This window comes from Curvibacter cyanobacteriorum, assembly GCF_028649475.1.
In the GTDB taxonomy this organism is placed as follows: domain Bacteria; phylum Pseudomonadota; class Gammaproteobacteria; order Burkholderiales; family Burkholderiaceae_C; genus Curvibacter; species Curvibacter cyanobacteriorum.
This window is the reverse complement of sequence record NZ_JAQSIP010000002.1, coordinates 508,934-524,915: the sequence shown is the minus strand read 5'-3', so window position 1 is coordinate 524,915 and position 15,982 is coordinate 508,934. Positions and strand designations below refer to the sequence as shown.

The 15,982-nt window shown below is 65.7% G+C and carries 13 protein-coding genes and 1 tRNA gene; 6 read left to right on the top strand and 8 right to left on the bottom strand.

Annotated features, from left to right (window positions below; all coding sequences use genetic code 11):
• Nucleotides 1-52: 52 nt before the first annotated feature.
• Nucleotides 53-1,840, bottom strand: coding sequence for a methyl-accepting chemotaxis protein (locus PSQ40_RS05880; RefSeq protein ID WP_273949624.1), 1,788 nt, complete (start codon nt 1,838-1,840; stop codon nt 53-55).
• Nucleotides 1,841-2,183: 343 nt separating this feature from the next.
• Nucleotides 2,184-2,717 carry an inorganic diphosphatase gene (gene ppa / locus PSQ40_RS05875; protein WP_273949622.1) on the bottom strand — a complete coding sequence of 178 codons (534 nt, stop codon included), beginning with the start codon at nt 2,715-2,717 and terminating at the stop codon, nt 2,184-2,186.
• 632 nt (nt 2,718-3,349) lie between these two features.
• Between ppa and PSQ40_RS05870 the strand changes: the two genes are divergently transcribed.
• A complete protein-coding gene (locus tag PSQ40_RS05870) occupies nt 3,350-3,778 on the top strand; it encodes a Rap1a/Tai family immunity protein (RefSeq protein WP_273949620.1) in 429 nt (142 codons plus the stop codon).
• Between the two features lie 101 nt (nt 3,779-3,879).
• On the opposite strand, the gene PSQ40_RS05865 is transcribed toward PSQ40_RS05870, so the two are convergent.
• Nucleotides 3,880-4,251 carry a response regulator gene (locus PSQ40_RS05865; protein ID WP_273949617.1) on the bottom strand — a complete coding sequence of 124 codons (372 nt, stop codon included), beginning with the start codon at nt 4,249-4,251 and terminating at the stop codon, nt 3,880-3,882.
• A 322-nt stretch (nt 4,252-4,573) separates the two neighbouring features.
• Here PSQ40_RS05865 and PSQ40_RS05860 point away from each other — a divergent pair, with 322 nt between their 5' ends.
• A complete protein-coding gene (locus PSQ40_RS05860; RefSeq protein WP_273949615.1) occupies nt 4,574-4,759 on the top strand; it encodes a hypothetical protein in 186 nt (61 codons plus the stop codon).
• Nucleotides 4,760-4,793: 34 nt separating this feature from the next.
• Here the strand turns inward: PSQ40_RS05860 and PSQ40_RS05855 are convergent, their stop codons facing one another.
• The 4 genes from PSQ40_RS05855 to PSQ40_RS05840 form a co-directional block, all read right to left on the bottom strand.
• Nucleotides 4,794-4,958 carry a hypothetical protein gene (locus tag PSQ40_RS05855; protein ID WP_273949613.1) on the bottom strand — a complete coding sequence of 55 codons (165 nt, stop codon included), beginning with the start codon at nt 4,956-4,958 and terminating at the stop codon, nt 4,794-4,796.
• 105 nt (nt 4,959-5,063) lie between these two features.
• Nucleotides 5,064-7,442, bottom strand: coding sequence for a methyl-accepting chemotaxis protein (locus PSQ40_RS05850; protein ID WP_273949611.1), 2,379 nt, complete (start codon nt 7,440-7,442; stop codon nt 5,064-5,066).
• Between the two features lie 237 nt (nt 7,443-7,679).
• Nucleotides 7,680-8,087: a CPBP family intramembrane glutamic endopeptidase gene (locus PSQ40_RS05845; protein WP_273949608.1), complete on the bottom strand. Its 408-nt coding sequence runs from the start codon at nt 8,085-8,087 to the stop codon at nt 7,680-7,682.
• A gap of 55 nt (nt 8,088-8,142) precedes the next feature.
• A complete protein-coding gene (locus tag PSQ40_RS05840) occupies nt 8,143-10,764 on the bottom strand; it encodes a choice-of-anchor X domain-containing protein (protein WP_273949606.1) in 2,622 nt (873 codons plus the stop codon).
• Between the two features lie 600 nt (nt 10,765-11,364).
• On the opposite strand from PSQ40_RS05840, the gene PSQ40_RS05835 reads away from it, so the two are divergent.
• Nucleotides 11,365-12,513 carry a porin gene (locus PSQ40_RS05835; RefSeq protein ID WP_273949603.1) on the top strand — a complete coding sequence of 383 codons (1,149 nt, stop codon included), beginning with the start codon at nt 11,365-11,367 and terminating at the stop codon, nt 12,511-12,513.
• Nucleotides 12,514-12,778: 265 nt separating this feature from the next.
• Here the strand turns inward: PSQ40_RS05835 and PSQ40_RS05830 are convergent.
• Nucleotides 12,779-12,855 (bottom strand) — tRNA-Pro (locus PSQ40_RS05830).
• A gap of 317 nt (nt 12,856-13,172) precedes the next feature.
• Between PSQ40_RS05830 and PSQ40_RS05825 the strand changes: the two genes are divergently transcribed.
• The 3 genes from PSQ40_RS05825 to PSQ40_RS05815 all read left to right on the top strand — a co-directional run bounded on the left by PSQ40_RS05825 (nt 13,173) and on the right by PSQ40_RS05815 (nt 15,979).
• Nucleotides 13,173-13,631, top strand: coding sequence for a flavodoxin domain-containing protein (locus PSQ40_RS05825; RefSeq protein ID WP_273949601.1), 459 nt, complete (start codon nt 13,173-13,175; stop codon nt 13,629-13,631).
• 90 nt (nt 13,632-13,721) lie between these two features.
• On the top strand, nt 13,722-14,912 hold the full coding sequence (locus tag PSQ40_RS05820) for an ABC transporter substrate-binding protein (protein ID WP_273949599.1): 1,191 nt from the start codon (nt 13,722-13,724) through the stop codon (nt 14,910-14,912).
• A gap of 203 nt (nt 14,913-15,115) precedes the next feature.
• Nucleotides 15,116-15,979, top strand: coding sequence for a branched-chain amino acid ABC transporter permease (locus PSQ40_RS05815; RefSeq protein WP_273949596.1), 864 nt, complete (start codon nt 15,116-15,118; stop codon nt 15,977-15,979).
• The last annotated feature ends 3 nt before the right edge of the window (nt 15,980-15,982 follow it).

The following is a 15,982-nucleotide window of genomic DNA, read 5'->3' as shown; positions in this document are numbered from 1 at the left end:
GTCGCGCGCTGGCTTCACCGCCTCAGGGCTCGCCCCAGGACGGCCCGAGACTTCAGAAGCTTTCCCAGGCGCTTTCCGAGGTGGCCGCTGGCTTGCTCGCCGCCACACCGGGGGACGGCGCGGGCGACGGAGCTGAGGCCGAGGGACCGCTCAAACTGGCAGTAGCAGTGGCGCTGGGGCGCTTGGCCTGGCCCACCGCCGGGGCGGCTCGGCTGGCCAGCGCCGGTGCGGCAGCGGCCACCGGGCTGGGCATCGGTGCGGCGACCGAGCGCAGCGCCGGTTTGAGCAAGCCCTCCGACGCCAATCGGAACACCGCCACCGCACGCACCAGTTCCTGGGCCTGGTTGGTCAACGCCCCCGCGGCCGCGGCCGACTGCTCGACCAGGGCCGCGTTCTGTTGCGTGGCCTGGTCCATTTGGGTCACCGCCTCGCTGACCTGCGAAACCCCTGCACTTTGCTCGGCACTGGCGGCGCTGATCTCGCCCATGATGTCGGTCACACGGCGGATCGCACTGACCACCTCGGTCATGGTGTTGCCGGCCCGGTCGACCAGGGCCGTGCCGACCTCGACGCGCTCCACGCTGGCGCCGATCAGGCTCTTGATCTCGCGTGCGGCCTCGGCGCTGCGCCCGGCCAGGCTGCGCACCTCGCTGGCCACCACGGCAAAGCCACGGCCTTGTTCGCCGGCGCGGGCCGCTTCCACCGCGGCATTCAAGGCCAGGATGTTGGTCTGGAAGGCGATGCCGTCGATGACGCCGATGATGTCGGCGATCTTGCGCGAGCTCTCGTTGATGCCCTTCATGGTGCTGACCACCTCGGCCACCACCTCGCCGCCCTGGGCCGCCACATTGGACGCGTTGAGCGCCAGCTGGTTGGCCGCGCGCGCGTTGTCGGCGTTCTGGCGCACGGTGGAACCCAGCTCCTCCATCGAGGCGGCGGTTTCTTCGAGGGCCGAGGCCTGCTGCTCGGTGCGCGCCGACAGGTCGTTGTTGCCCTGGGCGATTTCGGCGCTGGCGGTGGCCACCCCGTCGGCGTTCTGCCGCACCCCGGCCACCACCTGGGCCAGACTGAGGCGCATGTCCTCGAGCGATTGCAGCAGTTCACCCACCTCGTCGCGGCTGTGTGCATTGACCGGCTGGGACAGGTTGCCCGCCGCGATGTCACGCGCCAACCGAACGGCTTCGGCCAGCGGGGCCTTGATCATCCGGGTGATGATCCAACCCAGTGCCGAGGCACTGACCACAATGAAGACCAGCACGCCGATCAGCAACAGGCGCGACCCCGTGAAGGCCGACTGGGCGTTGACGCTGGCAGCTTCCGCCCCCTGTTCATTGAGCTGAGCCAGCTTTTCAATGGCGTCCACCACGGCCAGGAAGGTGGCCTCAGACTCCCCTTCGTAGTACTGGAGGGTGGCAGCCATGTTGCCCGAGTTGGCGAAGTTCAGCAGACGCACCTGGCTGGCAAAAAAAGCGTCGCGCTGGGCCTTGTACTGGTTGAAGAGTTCGGTCTCACGACCGGGGGTCACCAAGGGGGCGTAGGTGCCTTCCTGCTTCAGGAACAACGCCTTCATGTCCGCTGCTGCCTTGGTTTGGAGCTCCAGGTCATGCGGCGAGCTCGCCGACGCCATGCGGCCCTCGGCCCGACGCAGCCGGTTCAGCGAGACGCGCATCTCGCCCAGGATCTTCACGCAGGGGAGCCAGTTGCTCGCAATGTCCTGGGTGTTGGCGTTGATCCGCGACAACTGGGTCAGCGCCACGCCCCCCAGCAGCAAGGTTGACAGCACCAAAAGCAAGAAGGCCGAGCCCAGCTTGTAACCAATGCGCAAATCACGGAAAGACATATCAACCCTCACAGGTCATGAATCAATGGATGAGAACCACGTCAGTCATGCCCCCCAAGGTGTCTGCGCACCCCTACTTGCCTGACCCGCATTTGCCAGCCGGGCTGACAATCGATCAAATTGTCACTCAATCCGCCAGCGGAATCGCGAAAAACGCGAACAATTTCACCCATCCGGATCGAATTGATGCATTTTCAAAAACGCCCTGCATCAGATCGTGACTTGGCGTCCCCCAACGCCTGATCGCCAGGCAAAAAAAAAAAGCCCCACGCCTGTCTGGCGAGGGGCTTTGCTCAGGTCCGGTCGATGCCGCCGCCAAGGCGAATCAGCCGGGCCAAGCCGGTCAGGCCGCCTTTTGGTAGTTGGCGATGCCGTCCAGGATTTCTTGCTTGGCGGCGTCAACGCCTTCCCAGCCCAGCACCTTGACCCACTTGCCGGGTTCCAGGTCCTTGTAGTGCTCAAAGAAGTGAGCGATCTGCTTCAGGCGCAGGGGGTTGATGTCTTCGGGCTTTTGCCAGTGGGTGTAGATCGGCAGGATCTTGTCGGTGGGGACGGCCAGCACCTTGCCGTCCACGCCGCCTTCGTCTTCCATCTTCAGGATGCCGATGGGGCGGCAGGTCACCACCACACCCGGAATCAGCGGGAAGGGGGTGATCACCAGCACGTCGACCGGGTCACCGTCGCCACTGATGGTTTGCGGCACATAACCGTAATTGGTCGGGTAGTGCATGGCCGTGCCCATGAAACGGTCCACAAAAATGGCACCGGATTCCTTGTCCACCTCGTACTTGATCGGGTCGGCGTTCATCGGGATTTCGATGACCACATTGAAGGCGTCGGGGGCATTCTTGCCAGCAGTGACTTTGTCGAGAGCCATGTTGAATCTGATTTTGGTTAAGGTTTATCGAAAGGATCAGGCCAGTAGCCAGCCGGATTAGGACAGATTTTACTTTCGTGAGGCTTGCTCCCCGTTCGGTGCTGCGCTCATTTTCTGGCCGGACCGCGCTCATCGCCCCAGCCGGGTCCTCGACCAGCCGAGCCAGGGCCCCCTTGTTCTCCCGCGGTGGTGCGCCGCCGCCGCCACCTCGGGCGCTGCAACCGGTGTTGAAAAATATTTTGGCCACGCTGTCATCCATTTGGAGCAGCGCCTCGTTGTGGGTGCATCCCTGGAGATTTCCCATGACACAGCCTCTCAAACCCGCCCCTCTGAACGCCTGGCCTCACGACGAGCGCGATCGCAAGCGAGCCCCGCACCGCGCCTGAAGCCGACGTTCGGCCACGCCGCGCAGCCCGCGCATGGGGCCAGCGGCACGTCATCCCCCTCCTCCTTCAAGCCCGCCCCTGGCGGGCTTTTGCTTGTGGACAGTCCACTTCAAACCACAGTCCCGGAGGTCCCAGGCCCGGTTTGAGGGTGTTTTTGGGGCGCAGCGCTTGAGCGCCATCAAAAAGGCCAGAAAATGCGAAGCATTCTGAGCGTCCCCCGCTCAACACCTGCCGAATTGCCCGCCCATGGTTGCCCACCCGCCTTGTGTCACCGTCGCCCCCCGCCTGCCAGCCTCACCGGGCCGTCCCGCGGGCTGGGTGCGCTGGCTGATGGCAGGCTGTCTGGCCGCCAGCCTGGGCAGCCCAACAGCGCAGGCCCAGTTCATTGACGGCAACGAACTCAACCGCTGGGGGGAGGCGTTCGAGCGCCGCCGTCAGGGCCTGCAAAGCAGCAAGGACGGGCGCGACGTGCAGATGTTCATGGGGTATGTGATGGGGGTCTGGGACGCCACCCTCGCGGGCCGCGACATCTTGTGCCTGCCCAACCAGTTTGAATCGGCGCAGATTTATGACCTGGTGGTCGACCACGTCCGAGCCCACCCTGAGAAATGGACCCTGCCAGCCGATTACCTGGTCCGCGAGGCTGCCCTGCGCCAACTGCGCTGCCGCAAATGAGCGCGACCCAGGCCCCAAGGCGGATTCATCCGGGCCACTGAGCGCTCCAAAACCCACCGGGCCGCCCATCCATCGAAAACCGGCCGGCCCTGCGCCAAGGGTCAATCGTCACCGATCAGGCATTCGATCACATCGACCAGGTCCGACGGGCTGAAAGGTTTGCCCAGGTAAGCCCGCGCCCCTGCCGCATAGCCGGCACTGACGTCGGTGGCCTGCTCCAGGGCTGACAACATGACCACCGGGATGTCGCGCAGCTCCGGGTCCTGGGCCATGGTGCGACTGACCTCGAGGCCGTTCATGCCCGGCATGAGCACATCGAGCAACACCACGTCCGGCCGGCGCAGGCGGGCCAGCGCCAAGCCGTCGGCGCCATTGCTGGCCTCGATGACGTCGTAGTCCTGAAACTCAAGCGTCAAACGGACCAGTTTGCGAATGTCTTCGTGGTCATCAATGGTGAGGATGAGTTTCGACACAGAGGACCTTCTGCAGGTGAGGCGCCCCAAAGCTGGTGGCTGGCCAACCCATTTTGCCCCAAGGCCTGGCGGGAAAAAGCCACCTCCGCCGCGCTTGGCCTCAGGAAAACCCGCGCCCTGCGCGGCAGCAAGGCGCTGGCCGCTGCCGGCAAAGACATGCCGATGTCACCCAAAAAGCGCATCATGGAGGCTTGCCAAAGCGCCCGCAGACGCCCCAAGGAGACAAGCCCGTGGCCTCAAACCCCGCGGATCACCGCATCCCTCCCGCCTCAGCCCGGCTGGCCGAGCCAGGATGCCCTGTCACAACGACCCTTGGACGACCATGAGCACGCTGACCTCCTCCACTTCTCACAGCCCGGCACTGCGCTGCCCCCACTGCAAAATCGCCGTCGAACGTGTCCGACGCGCAGGCTGGATGCGTGCCCTGCCCTTCAGTCGACACCTGCGTTGCCTGCATTGCGAGCAACGCTACCTGCGCTTTCTGGGGTGGTGGCTGGGGCCCCTGTGAGGCGGCTGGTCCCAGGGCGCTGCCGGCGCAGCATTCAGCTCCAGTAGGGTTCAAGCAAGATCAAGATCGCCAACGCCAAGCCGCCCCAGCGCAGCATGCTCCAGCGCTTGGTGATTCGGGACTTGCTGGGACGGACCCCAGTGGCGATGGCTGGGGTCAGTTCGGATTCGCTGAATGGGGGTTGGGCAGGCAGCTTCATGGCAGGATCAGATCTCGACGCGGCACGATAGCGGCCCGTCCCTGACCTGAACCTGACCAACACCAACCGAGGGGTGCGACCTGCCCGCCCCCTCCCCGGTCGACCTCAAATGCCCCGTTTGATGCGCGACAGTGCGGTGGTCACCGCGTTGGAGGCCTTGGCAAAGGCCGACCCCGCCCCCAGCATGCGCTGCGCGTCGTCCAGGGCACCCGCGTTGATGCGGCGTGCCACATCCCCAGCGGCGAGGTGGAAGCCCTTGTGCTCCTCCAGCAGCGCCACAAAGCTCGGCTTGCCACCGAAGCGCTGGCCACCACGCCCATGCAACCACTGGCCCAGGGGACAGCGGTCGTCGCAGGAGATGGTCTGCGCATCGAGTTGGCTGCGTTGTTCGATGGCCGCCCGCAGCTTGACCTTCCACTGGCGATGCGCCTCGATGGCGGAGTCCACATTCAGGTCGGCAATCTCCAAGGACGGGCGGGACTCGACCACCATGCCTTCAGGCACCTGGAAACGGGCCACCTCGTGGGCCAGACCCAGCGCCTGCTCACGCAGGGCGGCAGCGCCGGCAGCGGTTTCTTCGACCAGCGCGGCGTTCTGCTGTGTGGCGCGGTCCAGCTCCTGCACTGCCTCGCCCACCTGGCTGATGCCCTGGCTTTGCTCGACCGAGCCGGTGGCGATGTAGCTCAACAGTTCGTTGACCCGTTGCGCACTGGCGACGATCTCCTGCATGGTGCTGCCCGCTTGGCGCACGATGTCGGTGCCGCCCTCGACCTTCTCGACACTGGTGGCGATCAACTGCTTGATCTCACGCGCGGCTTCGGCACTGCGCCCGGCCAGCAAACGCACCTCGCTGGCCACCACCGCAAAGCCCCGGCCCTGCTCGCCCGCCCGGGCGGCTTCCACCGCGGCGTTCAAGGCCAGGATGTTGGTCTGGAAGGCGATGCCGTCAATGACACCAATGATGTCTTCGATCTTGCGGGACGAGGTCTGGATGTCCTCCATGGTGCTGACCATGTTGCCAATCACCTCGCCACCACGGCCGGCAATGGCGGCGTTTTGCGCCGCAATGCGGGTGGCCTCCTGGGTGTGGTCCGAGGTCTGGCGCACCGTGGTGCCGATCTGCTCCATGGCCGCGGCGGACTGCTCCAGATTGGCCGCAGTTTGCTCGGTGCGGGCCGACAGGTCCATCGAGCCTTCGGCGATTTCGGTGCTGGAGTGAACGATCTCATTCGAGGCATTGCGCACCTCCAGCACCATCTGGCGCAGGCTGTCCTGCATGCGGGCCAGCATCAACATCAGGCGCGCGGCCTCGTCGCGGCCCCAGGGGCGCGGCGACGTGGTGAGGTCGCCCTCGGTCATGGCCTCCAGGTGACGCGTGACCTCTTGCAAGCCGCCGTGCATCACCAGGAAGAAGGCGTAGAACAGGTAGGCGGCCAGCAGCAAGAACACCAGCAACAGCGAAAACAGGATCTGGCGCTCCGTGACGGTGCGATCGATGCGCTTTTGCAGCAGCTCGGACAGCAGCGTCAGACTCTCACCGCTGACCGCGCGCAACTGGTCCACCGCCAGCTGACCCGGCTGCCCCAAGGCCTGGATTTCCGCCCGGTAGACGCCTTCGAACCAGGCCTTGGAGGCCGCGGCCTGAAAGGCCCGCGTGGCGGTCACGGCGCCGTCCACCTGCAGACGGCGACGCACTTCGGGGTTGGCCTCGGCGGCCCGGGCGGCGGCCTTGCTGATCGCACCGACCCGGTCAGCCCCCAGGTACCAGATGCCATACAGGCGACGCAGGGCCTCGGGGTCAGCCCGACCCCGTCGCTCCAGCACGCCGGACATGGCACGGGTGCGCGAGATCGACTCGATCACCTCGGACACCACGTCGGTGGAGAGGCTCATCAGGTAGTAGGTGTCCTGGTCCGGGTCCAAGGTCAGCTCGGAGCGGTCCAGCACCGTGACGCGCAGGTCCCGCACGGCATCGACATAACGCTGAAAGCCCTGCTCCATCTCATCCAGGCCTGCCTTGCCAGCCTGCGCCGCCAGCGCGGCATGCAGCTGCTCGACCGCGGCCAGCTCTGTGCGCACGTCGACTTGATGCTGGGTCGCGGACAGGTGCTGCTTGACCCCCTCCAGCGCCTTGCTGATGGCGTTCATGTCGGGCGTCGGTGCCAGGCCCGACAACACCAAACGCCGCTGGCGCTGCACCTCGATCAACCAGGGCTCGATCTTGCCGATCACGGCCACGCCGGCCAATTCGTGCTCGGCAAAATCAATCGTGGCCTGGCTGGTGCGCACGTAGGCGACCACCAGCAGGATCAGCGGGATCAGGAAGGCGAGCGAAATCCAGCCAGCCTTGGCGCCAAATTGCAATTTGCGGAACAAGCGCACCCCGGGGGCCCAGACACCGTGGTGTTGGAAGAAGCTGCTGTCCGATCGGGCTTGGGGGGGAGCGATGGTGGCCGGGGGTGCCAGAAGTGGTGAGCGGGTCATGAACGGGTCGGGGGGCAGGTGAAACGACGGAGGTACCCTCACAGAGGGCTCGACCGCCCCCCAGGCAGCGGGCTCGGGCAAGCCGCTGACTCAGCGGCGCCGACGCACTCTGACTGATACCTTACGAATTGAAGCGCCTGATTCCGACGCGGACCTGACGAAGGTCAAAAAATCGCGGGGACACGCCTCGAATGGCAACAAAGCAACAGTCTCCGCGCCAGCGCCCCGTCCCGGGGGTCAGAGCAGGCTGGCCAAGGCCAAACAGGCGTTGAAGTAAGCGTGCATCGCCACGCAGTCGCTGAGGCGCTGACGCCAACACCAGACCAAGGCGAGGACCAGGCCCGGCAGCAGCCAGGGCAGGCAGCGCACCCAGGCTGTCCAGGAGACCTCATCCAGGTGAATCAAGGCGAAAGCGACGGTGCTCACCGCCACCGCCAGCCCCGGGCCACCCGCGTACCGGGGCCCCTGCCCGGTACCGGGCGACCCGAGTTGGCTCAGTCCCTGCTGCAAGCCAGAGCGCAGCACCCACTCCTCAAGCAGCGGCGCGATCAACAAGGCCACCACCGCGCTGCCCAGGTCCGGCAGGGCCAAACGAAACCCGCCCGACAAGGCTGCCCAGGCGGCCACCGCGGGCGTCAACAACACCGCAGCCAGCAGCAGTGGTCCCAGCGCCCGGTGGGGCGCCGGACCCCGCGCAGACTCAGTCGCGGCCACGCGAGGGGGCTGGGCGACGGCGGCGCAGCCACAGGCCGGTCAGGCCGCTGAGCAACAGGAGCAGCAAGCCCGCGTCATGTTGCCCCGCCACGCTGGTGCAGCCACCACTGCTGCCACTGCTGCCACCGCTGGCGCTGCCCGAGCCACTGTCCCCACTGCTGGCGGCCAGCACGCCTGTGGCGCCGGCATCCAGCGTCAGGTCGGCCTCCTCGACGCGCACCAGGCCCGCCCCCACGGGGCGCACCGGCACCACCGTGCCCACCGCAAAGATCTGGTTCGGCTGGAACACCGAGTCCGCAGTGGTTTCAGCGTGGACTTCGACGGTGTAGTCCCCGGCAGGCAGCAGGCCCTTGAGGCTGATCGCATACCGACCGTCGTCGGCCCGTGCATCGACCCCTTTGCCGTCGTCGGCCAGCACCAGATCACTCAACACGGCCACGCCATCACTGACCCGGTACACCGTGGCCACCACGCGGGCCTTGGCCACCGGGGCCTGGCCACTGAACTGGGCCCGCAGCACGGGTTCGCGGTTGTCGCTGAGCATGCCGCCTTCGACGTCGGCGGACAACTGCACCGGCGACTCGGTCTGCACATCGAGTCCGACCGAGTTGCTGACCGCGCCGCTGGTGCGGGTCTCGGCGCGCGCCGCCCCGTTGTGCAGACCGCTGCTGTTGTCGATCTCAATCAGGGCATAGCCCTCGCTGAGGTTGGAGGCCGCTGACAAGGTGCTGAATGTCCCGGCGGGGGTGATCAAGCGGAAGCTGAGGCGGTCCTTGTCGGTGGGATCGAAGTTCCAATGGGCGCTGATGACCTGGTCATGGCTGGTCACCGTCAGCGCCGTCTGCTGTGTGGCGCCGGCGGCCAGGCTGTCCCAGCCCGTGGTGGCGAGCAAACTGAACACCTCCCCCGAGGCCTTGCGTTCGGCGCGCAGGATCTTCTTGATGGCTTGCTCGGCGTCACGGGCGCTGTAGGACACGCCGCCCGTGGTCTCAGCCAGGGCATCCAGCGACACGCCGCCAGGGGTGGTCGTGGCGCTGCTGCCCGCCGGCAGGCGCAGGCCGATCGCGTTCACCGCGGTGCGGCTCTGACGCAGATCGGTGCCCAGCTCCTTGGCCACCGTGGTGCCTTGGCCTGTGAACAGCTCGATGCGGGCGGTGTCCACGTCGGCACGGTTCTTGGCCACTTCCGAGCGGGCCTGCGCCAGCGCAGCAGCGGCATCGAAACGCCCGTCCACCCGGGTCAGCGCTTCGAGACTGGCCACCAAGGCCGACCGGTCCGTATCAATGGGCTTGAGGCTTTGCAGCGGGCTGCTGCCCGTGCCCGGGGACACCACTACGGCCCACTGCGAACCCGACTCGGCCAATTGCAACAGCGCCACAGCGGCCTCGCGGGCTTGCTCGAAGGTGGCGCTGGGCAGGCTGCGGTCGATCACGATGGCATGGCGCGCCACCGAAGCCGAGGTGGCGGCCGCGCGTGCGGTCACGGCCAGCCGGGTGCTGGCCGCGGTCTGACGCACCGCCAGCGACCTGGTCTCAGCGGGCGAATCGACAAACACCACCTTGAAACTCTCAAAGGCCGAGCCCGGCGTGCCATCCACCGCATCGGCCGTCAGCGAACCACCCGACTTGGCAAACAACTGCGCGTTGTAGTCGGCCAAAGTGCTCAGGCGATCGGCACTGGGCACCACTTGGTCTTTGCTCGCGTCGCCGGTGCCGCAATGGCTCTGCACCAATTGCGGATCGCAGAGGACACCGAAATAGCGCGTCAACTGGCTCACTTTGGTGGGCGCGGCAAAGTCCTTGAAAGCCTCGAACCAGACTCGGTCGCCACCGTGAAAGCCCTTGGCCTCGGCCGGATCGTTGGCCGGGTCCCGCGTCAGCATCTCCCAATGGCTGCCACCGCGCAGGTTGGTCCGGTCGGTGGCGTAGACCCGGGCCTGGGCCGTGTTGTTGTCCGCCAGACTGCCCAGGTAATCATCCGCCAGCGAGAGCCTGGTGAAGTTCTCGTGGTTGTTCATGATCGTGTTGCGGGTGAAGTCCACCCCCGACGGGCCGCCCGGGTCACTGGTGCTCAGCGCCTTGCCCTCCTCACGGTACTCGTCGGCAAAGCCATACACATAGTGGCCCAGTTCGTGGGCGATCACGCGGGCGTAATTGCGCAGGTTCTCAGGCCGGTTGTCCATGGCCAAGAAGTTGTAGCTGCTGCCCTCGCTTTGCTGCCACTTGGCCGCGCTGGCATAAGAGCGGTCGCTTTTGTTGATGATCTGCACGTCGACGTTCTTGCCAAAGCGGCCGTTCTTGTAGAGGTAGACCGTGCCGATGCGGTGCCGGCCTTCGGTCATCAAGAACACGCTGCGGGCCACCTCGCGCAGGATCTGGTCACGCAGCACCTCCTTGGTCAGCACCGTCGTGCCCCCGGCCTGGGTGGGCGGCGCGGCATCGTAGTCCCAGTCGACGTTGGCGGTGAGGTCCAGCACATGGGTGCTGGCCACGCGGGAGTTGGGGTGGTTGGCCGCCCACAGCGGCTGAACCGAAGGCCAGGCCAACGAGAGGGCGGTGGCCAAGGCCACCACCGCTTGCCGGGTTCGAGGACGGGGAAAATGGCTCATGGAGTCTCCTGATGACATGGCCTGCACGCCACGACCACCCCCGACCCAGGGGGCGTTGTCTGACATGAACGGGTGGCGATTCTAGGCAGGCGGTTGACGTGAGCATTACATATTGTTGCAATTCGCCCGAACTTGCCTCCGGGCCAACCCTGCCCCGGGTCCAGCGCCGCGGCACGGGCCGGTCCTGACGCCGGCGCCGCGCGGCTCGACGCCAGGCCCACCGGCCCAGAAGGGGGGTGACCAAGGCCTTCGCCGCCACCGCCCAGCGTGGTCGTGGGCCGGCTGAACAGGCCCTGAGCCGGGCCTAATCTATTTCTTCAAATGAAACAGGCAATCGATGAATAGCCTTATTTATTGCTGATCCCGATTCAATCGTCACAAGTCAGTCAAATTCCATTTACAGAATGACGCAAGTCAGCCCATGAGGGGCTGGCCCAGGCCAGCTGCTGGACCGCCGCCTCTCGGCGCGGCCCCCTTGGCGGCCCCTGGCTGCACCGATGCCGGTGTCACTGCGCGCCTCTTGGGCGGGCAAGCCACAACGGCGTCGTCTGATGACCCATTCATGCCATCGGCCACGGGCTGATGGCGCTAGGAAAACTGATGAAAAAATCCCTGATCGCCCTGGCCTCGCTGAGCGCCCTGTGCACCCTGGCCCAAGCCCAATCGAGCCTTGTGATCTATGGCTTGGTCGACAGTGGCGTGCGCCACGACAGCGCTGTCGCCAAGACCACGGCCGGCACTGGCTCGCAAACCCAGTTCAGCTCGGGTGTGATGAACACCTCGCGCCTGGGCTTCCGCGGCACCGAAGACCTCGGCGGCGGCCTCAAAGCCAACTTCAACCTGGAAACCGGCATCAACCTGGGCAGCGGCGCCACCTCGAGCACCAGCAACTTCTTTGATCGCCGCGCTGTGATGGGCCTGCAAGACAGCTGGGGCCGCGTTGACATTGGTCGCAACACCACCTTCCTGTACGACCTGCAAGCAGGCTATGTGGTCGACCCGCTGGGCCACGAACTGACCGGCAACCGCCAATTCGCCGCCAACGCCGCCACCGCTGTCAACCCCCTGGGCACCCTGGTGGGTTCGGCGCTGAACACCTCGCGCCGCGACAACATGGTCAAGTACCAGAGCCCCACCTGGTCGGGCACCACCTTGGGCCTGGCTTACTCGTTTGGCAACGTGGCTGGCGCCACCGCCGCCAACTCGTCGGTGCAAGTGATGGCCAAGTACGACGCCAAACCGCTGCAACTGGGCGTGGCTTACGACCGCCTGCGTGACACCGGGGCCCGAACCCAGACCACCCTGACCTCGGGCGGTAACTACACGGTCAACGGCTACAAGTTCACCGGTGGCTACAGCCAGATGCAGGCCGACCCGGGCTTCCTGAACAGCAACACCTCGATCCTGACCAACTCCAGCTCGAGCACCTCGCTGTACCGCTTCTTGGCCGGCGCCACGGCACGCACCACCGGTCTGAAAGCCACCGTGGTCGACCTGGGCCTGACCTTCAACGCCACCCCGATGACCGAGGTCGTCGTGGCCTACTACAACACCAAGTACAGCGCTGACGGCGTGGCAAGCAACCGCTACGACACTTTCGCGACCCGCGCCCGCTACAAGCTCAGCAAGCGCACCGACCTGTACGCCGCCATCGACTACACCAAGGCCAAGGGCATCACTGCCGCCCAAACCGCCAGCGGCACCACCAGCAACACCGGCTTCGCTGTCGGCGTGCAACACCGCTTCTAATGCCAGCCAGCTCGCCTGGGCGCTGCCACGCCCAGACGAGCCCCTCAGGGATGTAAACCTTCATTGCTTGCCCCGCCCGGCCTCGCCAGGCGGGGCTTTTTTTGGCCAGGGTGCGATGGGGAGGTGGGCCGGTCGCAGGGAGGCAGGACGGAAGCGGGAGCGCCGATGCGGGACGCCCGCGGCACTTGCAGGGCCAGCCCATCGCCCAAGCGAGCGACAAAGAAAAACGGGTTTCAACGAAACCGTTGAAACCCGTTTTGAATGGTGGTCGGAGCGGCGGGATTCGAACTCGCGACCCTCTGCTCCCAAAGCAGATGCGCTACCAGGCTGCGCTACGCTCCGACAGCCTGCATTGTACCCCGAGTTTGGAGGGGATTCTGGCGATTGGGGTCAAGAATCCAATCGCATCGTCCCTGGATTCTGTACCCAGGGCGGAAAAATCAACCACGCCTGGGGCAGAGAGGGCGTCACCGTCGGCGGCCGGGCTGCGTCGGCCCGCCCGCCCGCACCGCCTGGCCTGGGGCCTGACCTGCGGCTCCTATCAGGGTTTGCAAGGAGGCTGGGGGCCGGAATTGGGCCTTGCGGTCCGAGGGGTTTGCAATATACTGCCTGCAAACAAGGTGTGAAGCATTTTATTGCATCCCCATAGGAGACAAGGCATGAAGCTCAAGATCCTGGTCGGCACCATGACCAGCACGGCCGACTACGTCGCCCAGGCCATTCAGATGGACTGCGCCGACCTGGTCGAGTCCATTGACATCACCCTGATGGACGGCCTCGACAGCAGCGTGTTCAACGACGACGCGCTCTACCTGATCTGCACCTCCACCTACGGCACGGGTGATGTGCCCGACAACGCCCAGGACCTGTATGACGCCCTCAACACCCCGGGCCTGGCCCTGCCTGGCCTGCGCTATGGCGTCATCGCGCTCGGGGACAGCCAGTACGCCCAGACCTTCTGCTTCGGCGGTCAGCGTTTTGACGAGCGCCTGAGCGCCCTGGGTGCGCAGCGCCTGGGGGACGTTTGGCGCCACGACGCCAGCAGCGGTATCGACCCCGAAGGCCCTGCCACGGCCTGGTGCCGCGACTGGCTGGCCCAGGCGCTGGCCTGTTCCTGAGGGGCCGTGGTACGGGTAAGCCAGAGGGCGTTGCACCGACCGATTCAGTTAGATTGCTTTAAGCCTAAACCAATAGACAGGAGACTTCAGATGACCTCACGCCGACAGATTCTCAGCCACAGCGCTGCCTTGATGGGGGCCGCCACGACCGGCCTCTGGCTGCCCAGCCAGGCGCTGGCCCAAACGGGCAAGGTTCGCGTGGGGTTCATGCTGCCGTACACCGGCACCTTTGCCCAGTTGGGCGTGGCGATCGAGAACGGCTTCCGCCTGGCCATCGAACAGCAAGGCGGCAAGCTCGGCGGGCGGGAGATCGAGTACTTCAAGGTGGACGACGAATCCGATCCGTCCAAAGGCATCGAGAACGCCAACAAACTGGTGCAACGCGACAAGGTCGACGTGCTGATCGGCACCGTGCATTCGGGCGTGCAGATGGGCATCCAGAAAGTCGCTCGTGACAGCGGCGTGCTGAGCCTGATCCCCAATGCCGGTGTGCACGCGGCCACCCGGGCGCTGTGTGCCCCCAATGTGTTCCGCACCAGCTTCAGCAACTCGCAGCCGACCCTGGCGCTGGGCCAGGCAATGGTGGCGGCCGGCCACAAGAAGACCGTCTGGATCACCTGGAAGTACGCCGCGGGCGACGAGGCCTTTGAAGGGTTCAAAGAAAGCTACACCAAGGCCGGCGGCACCATCATCAAAGAGCTGGGCCTGCCCTTCCCGAACGTTGAATTCCAGGCCCTGCTGACCGAGATCGCCTCGCTCAAGCCCGATGCCGTGGCCTGCTTCTTTGCCGGCGGCGGGGCTGCCAAGTTCATCCGCGACTACGCTGCGGCCGGCCTCAAGGGCAAGATTCCCCTGTATGGCTCGGGCTTCCTGACCGAGGGCGTGCTCGAAGCCGCCGGCCCGGCGGCCGAAGGCATCACCACCACCATGCACTACAGCGATTCGCTGGACACCCCGCGCAACAAGCAGTTCCGCCTCGACTACGCCAAGACCTTCAAGATGCAGCCCGACGTGTACGCGGTGCAGGGCTATGACACGGGTCTGCTGCTGGTGCAAGGCGCCAACGCGGTCAAGGGCGACCTGAGCGGCAGCAAGCCCGCACTCTACAAGGCCCTGGAGGCCGCCGTGATCGACAGCCCGCGCGGCAAGTGGACCATGAGCAAGGCCCACAACCCGGTGCAGGACATCTACCTGCGCGTGGTTGAGAAAGGCGAAAACAAGGTCATCGGCGTGGCCGCCAAAGCCCTGTCCGACAGCGGCGCCGGCTGCCGCCTGAGCTGATCCACGGGCCGCTGTGGCGGCCTGGACGGCCTCACCCCATCCCACCGCTTGCCGCGCCCCAGGGGGCGACACAGCGGCCCCGCGCTGTGACTGCCGCCGGGGCTGGGAAGCGGGCCGTCCAGCATTCAGCCCCTGCCCCTTGATTTGATTGCCCGCCCCGGGGCCCCCCCCCTTTGCACGGCCAACCCCTGCCCTGAACCACCATGGACCTTGCCAATTTCTTAATCCAGTTGCTCAACAGCCTGCAGTACGGACTGCTGCTGTTCATGCTGGCGGCCGGCCTGACGCTGATCTTCGGCATCATGGGCGTGGTCAACCTGGCGCATGGCAGCTTCTACATGCTGGGTGCCTACCTGGCCTGGTCGCTCAGCACCCAGCTCAACAGCCTGGCCCTGGCGATCGTGGTCGGGGCGGTGCTGTCGGTGCTGCTGGGGCTGGCACTCGAGTGGTTGCTGTTCCGGCACTTCTACCACCGCGACCACCTGGACCAGGTGCTGCTGACCTTTGGTTTGATCTATGTGTTCGAGGAGGTGCGCTCGCTGCTGTGGGGCGATGACGTGCACGGTGTCAATGTGCCGCCTGCCCTGGACTGGTCGATCCCGCTGACCGACACCCTGTCTTACCCGGGCTACCGCCTGTTCATGTCGGGCCTGTGCCTGCTGCTGGCCGGTGGCCTGTACCTGCTGATCTCGCGCACCCGCCTGGGCATGAAGATCCGCGCCGGGGCCTTCAACCGCGACATGGCCGAATCGCTGGGCATCAACATCAAGCTGATCCACGCCACCGTGTTCGCGCTCGGCGTGGGCTTGGCGTCGGTGGCCGGCATGATCGCCGCACCGATTGCCAGCGTCTACCCCAACATGGGTTCGCAGGTGCTGATCATGTGCTTTGTGGTGGTGGTCATCGGCGGCATCGGCTCGGTGCGCGGTGCCCTGATCTCGGCCTTGCTGGTGGGCCTGGTCGACACCTTTGGCAAGGTGCTGCTGCCGCAAGCCTCGGGGATGCTGGTCTACATGTTGATGGCGGCCGTGCTGCTGTGGAAACCGGAAGGGCTGTTCAAGCAATGAGCC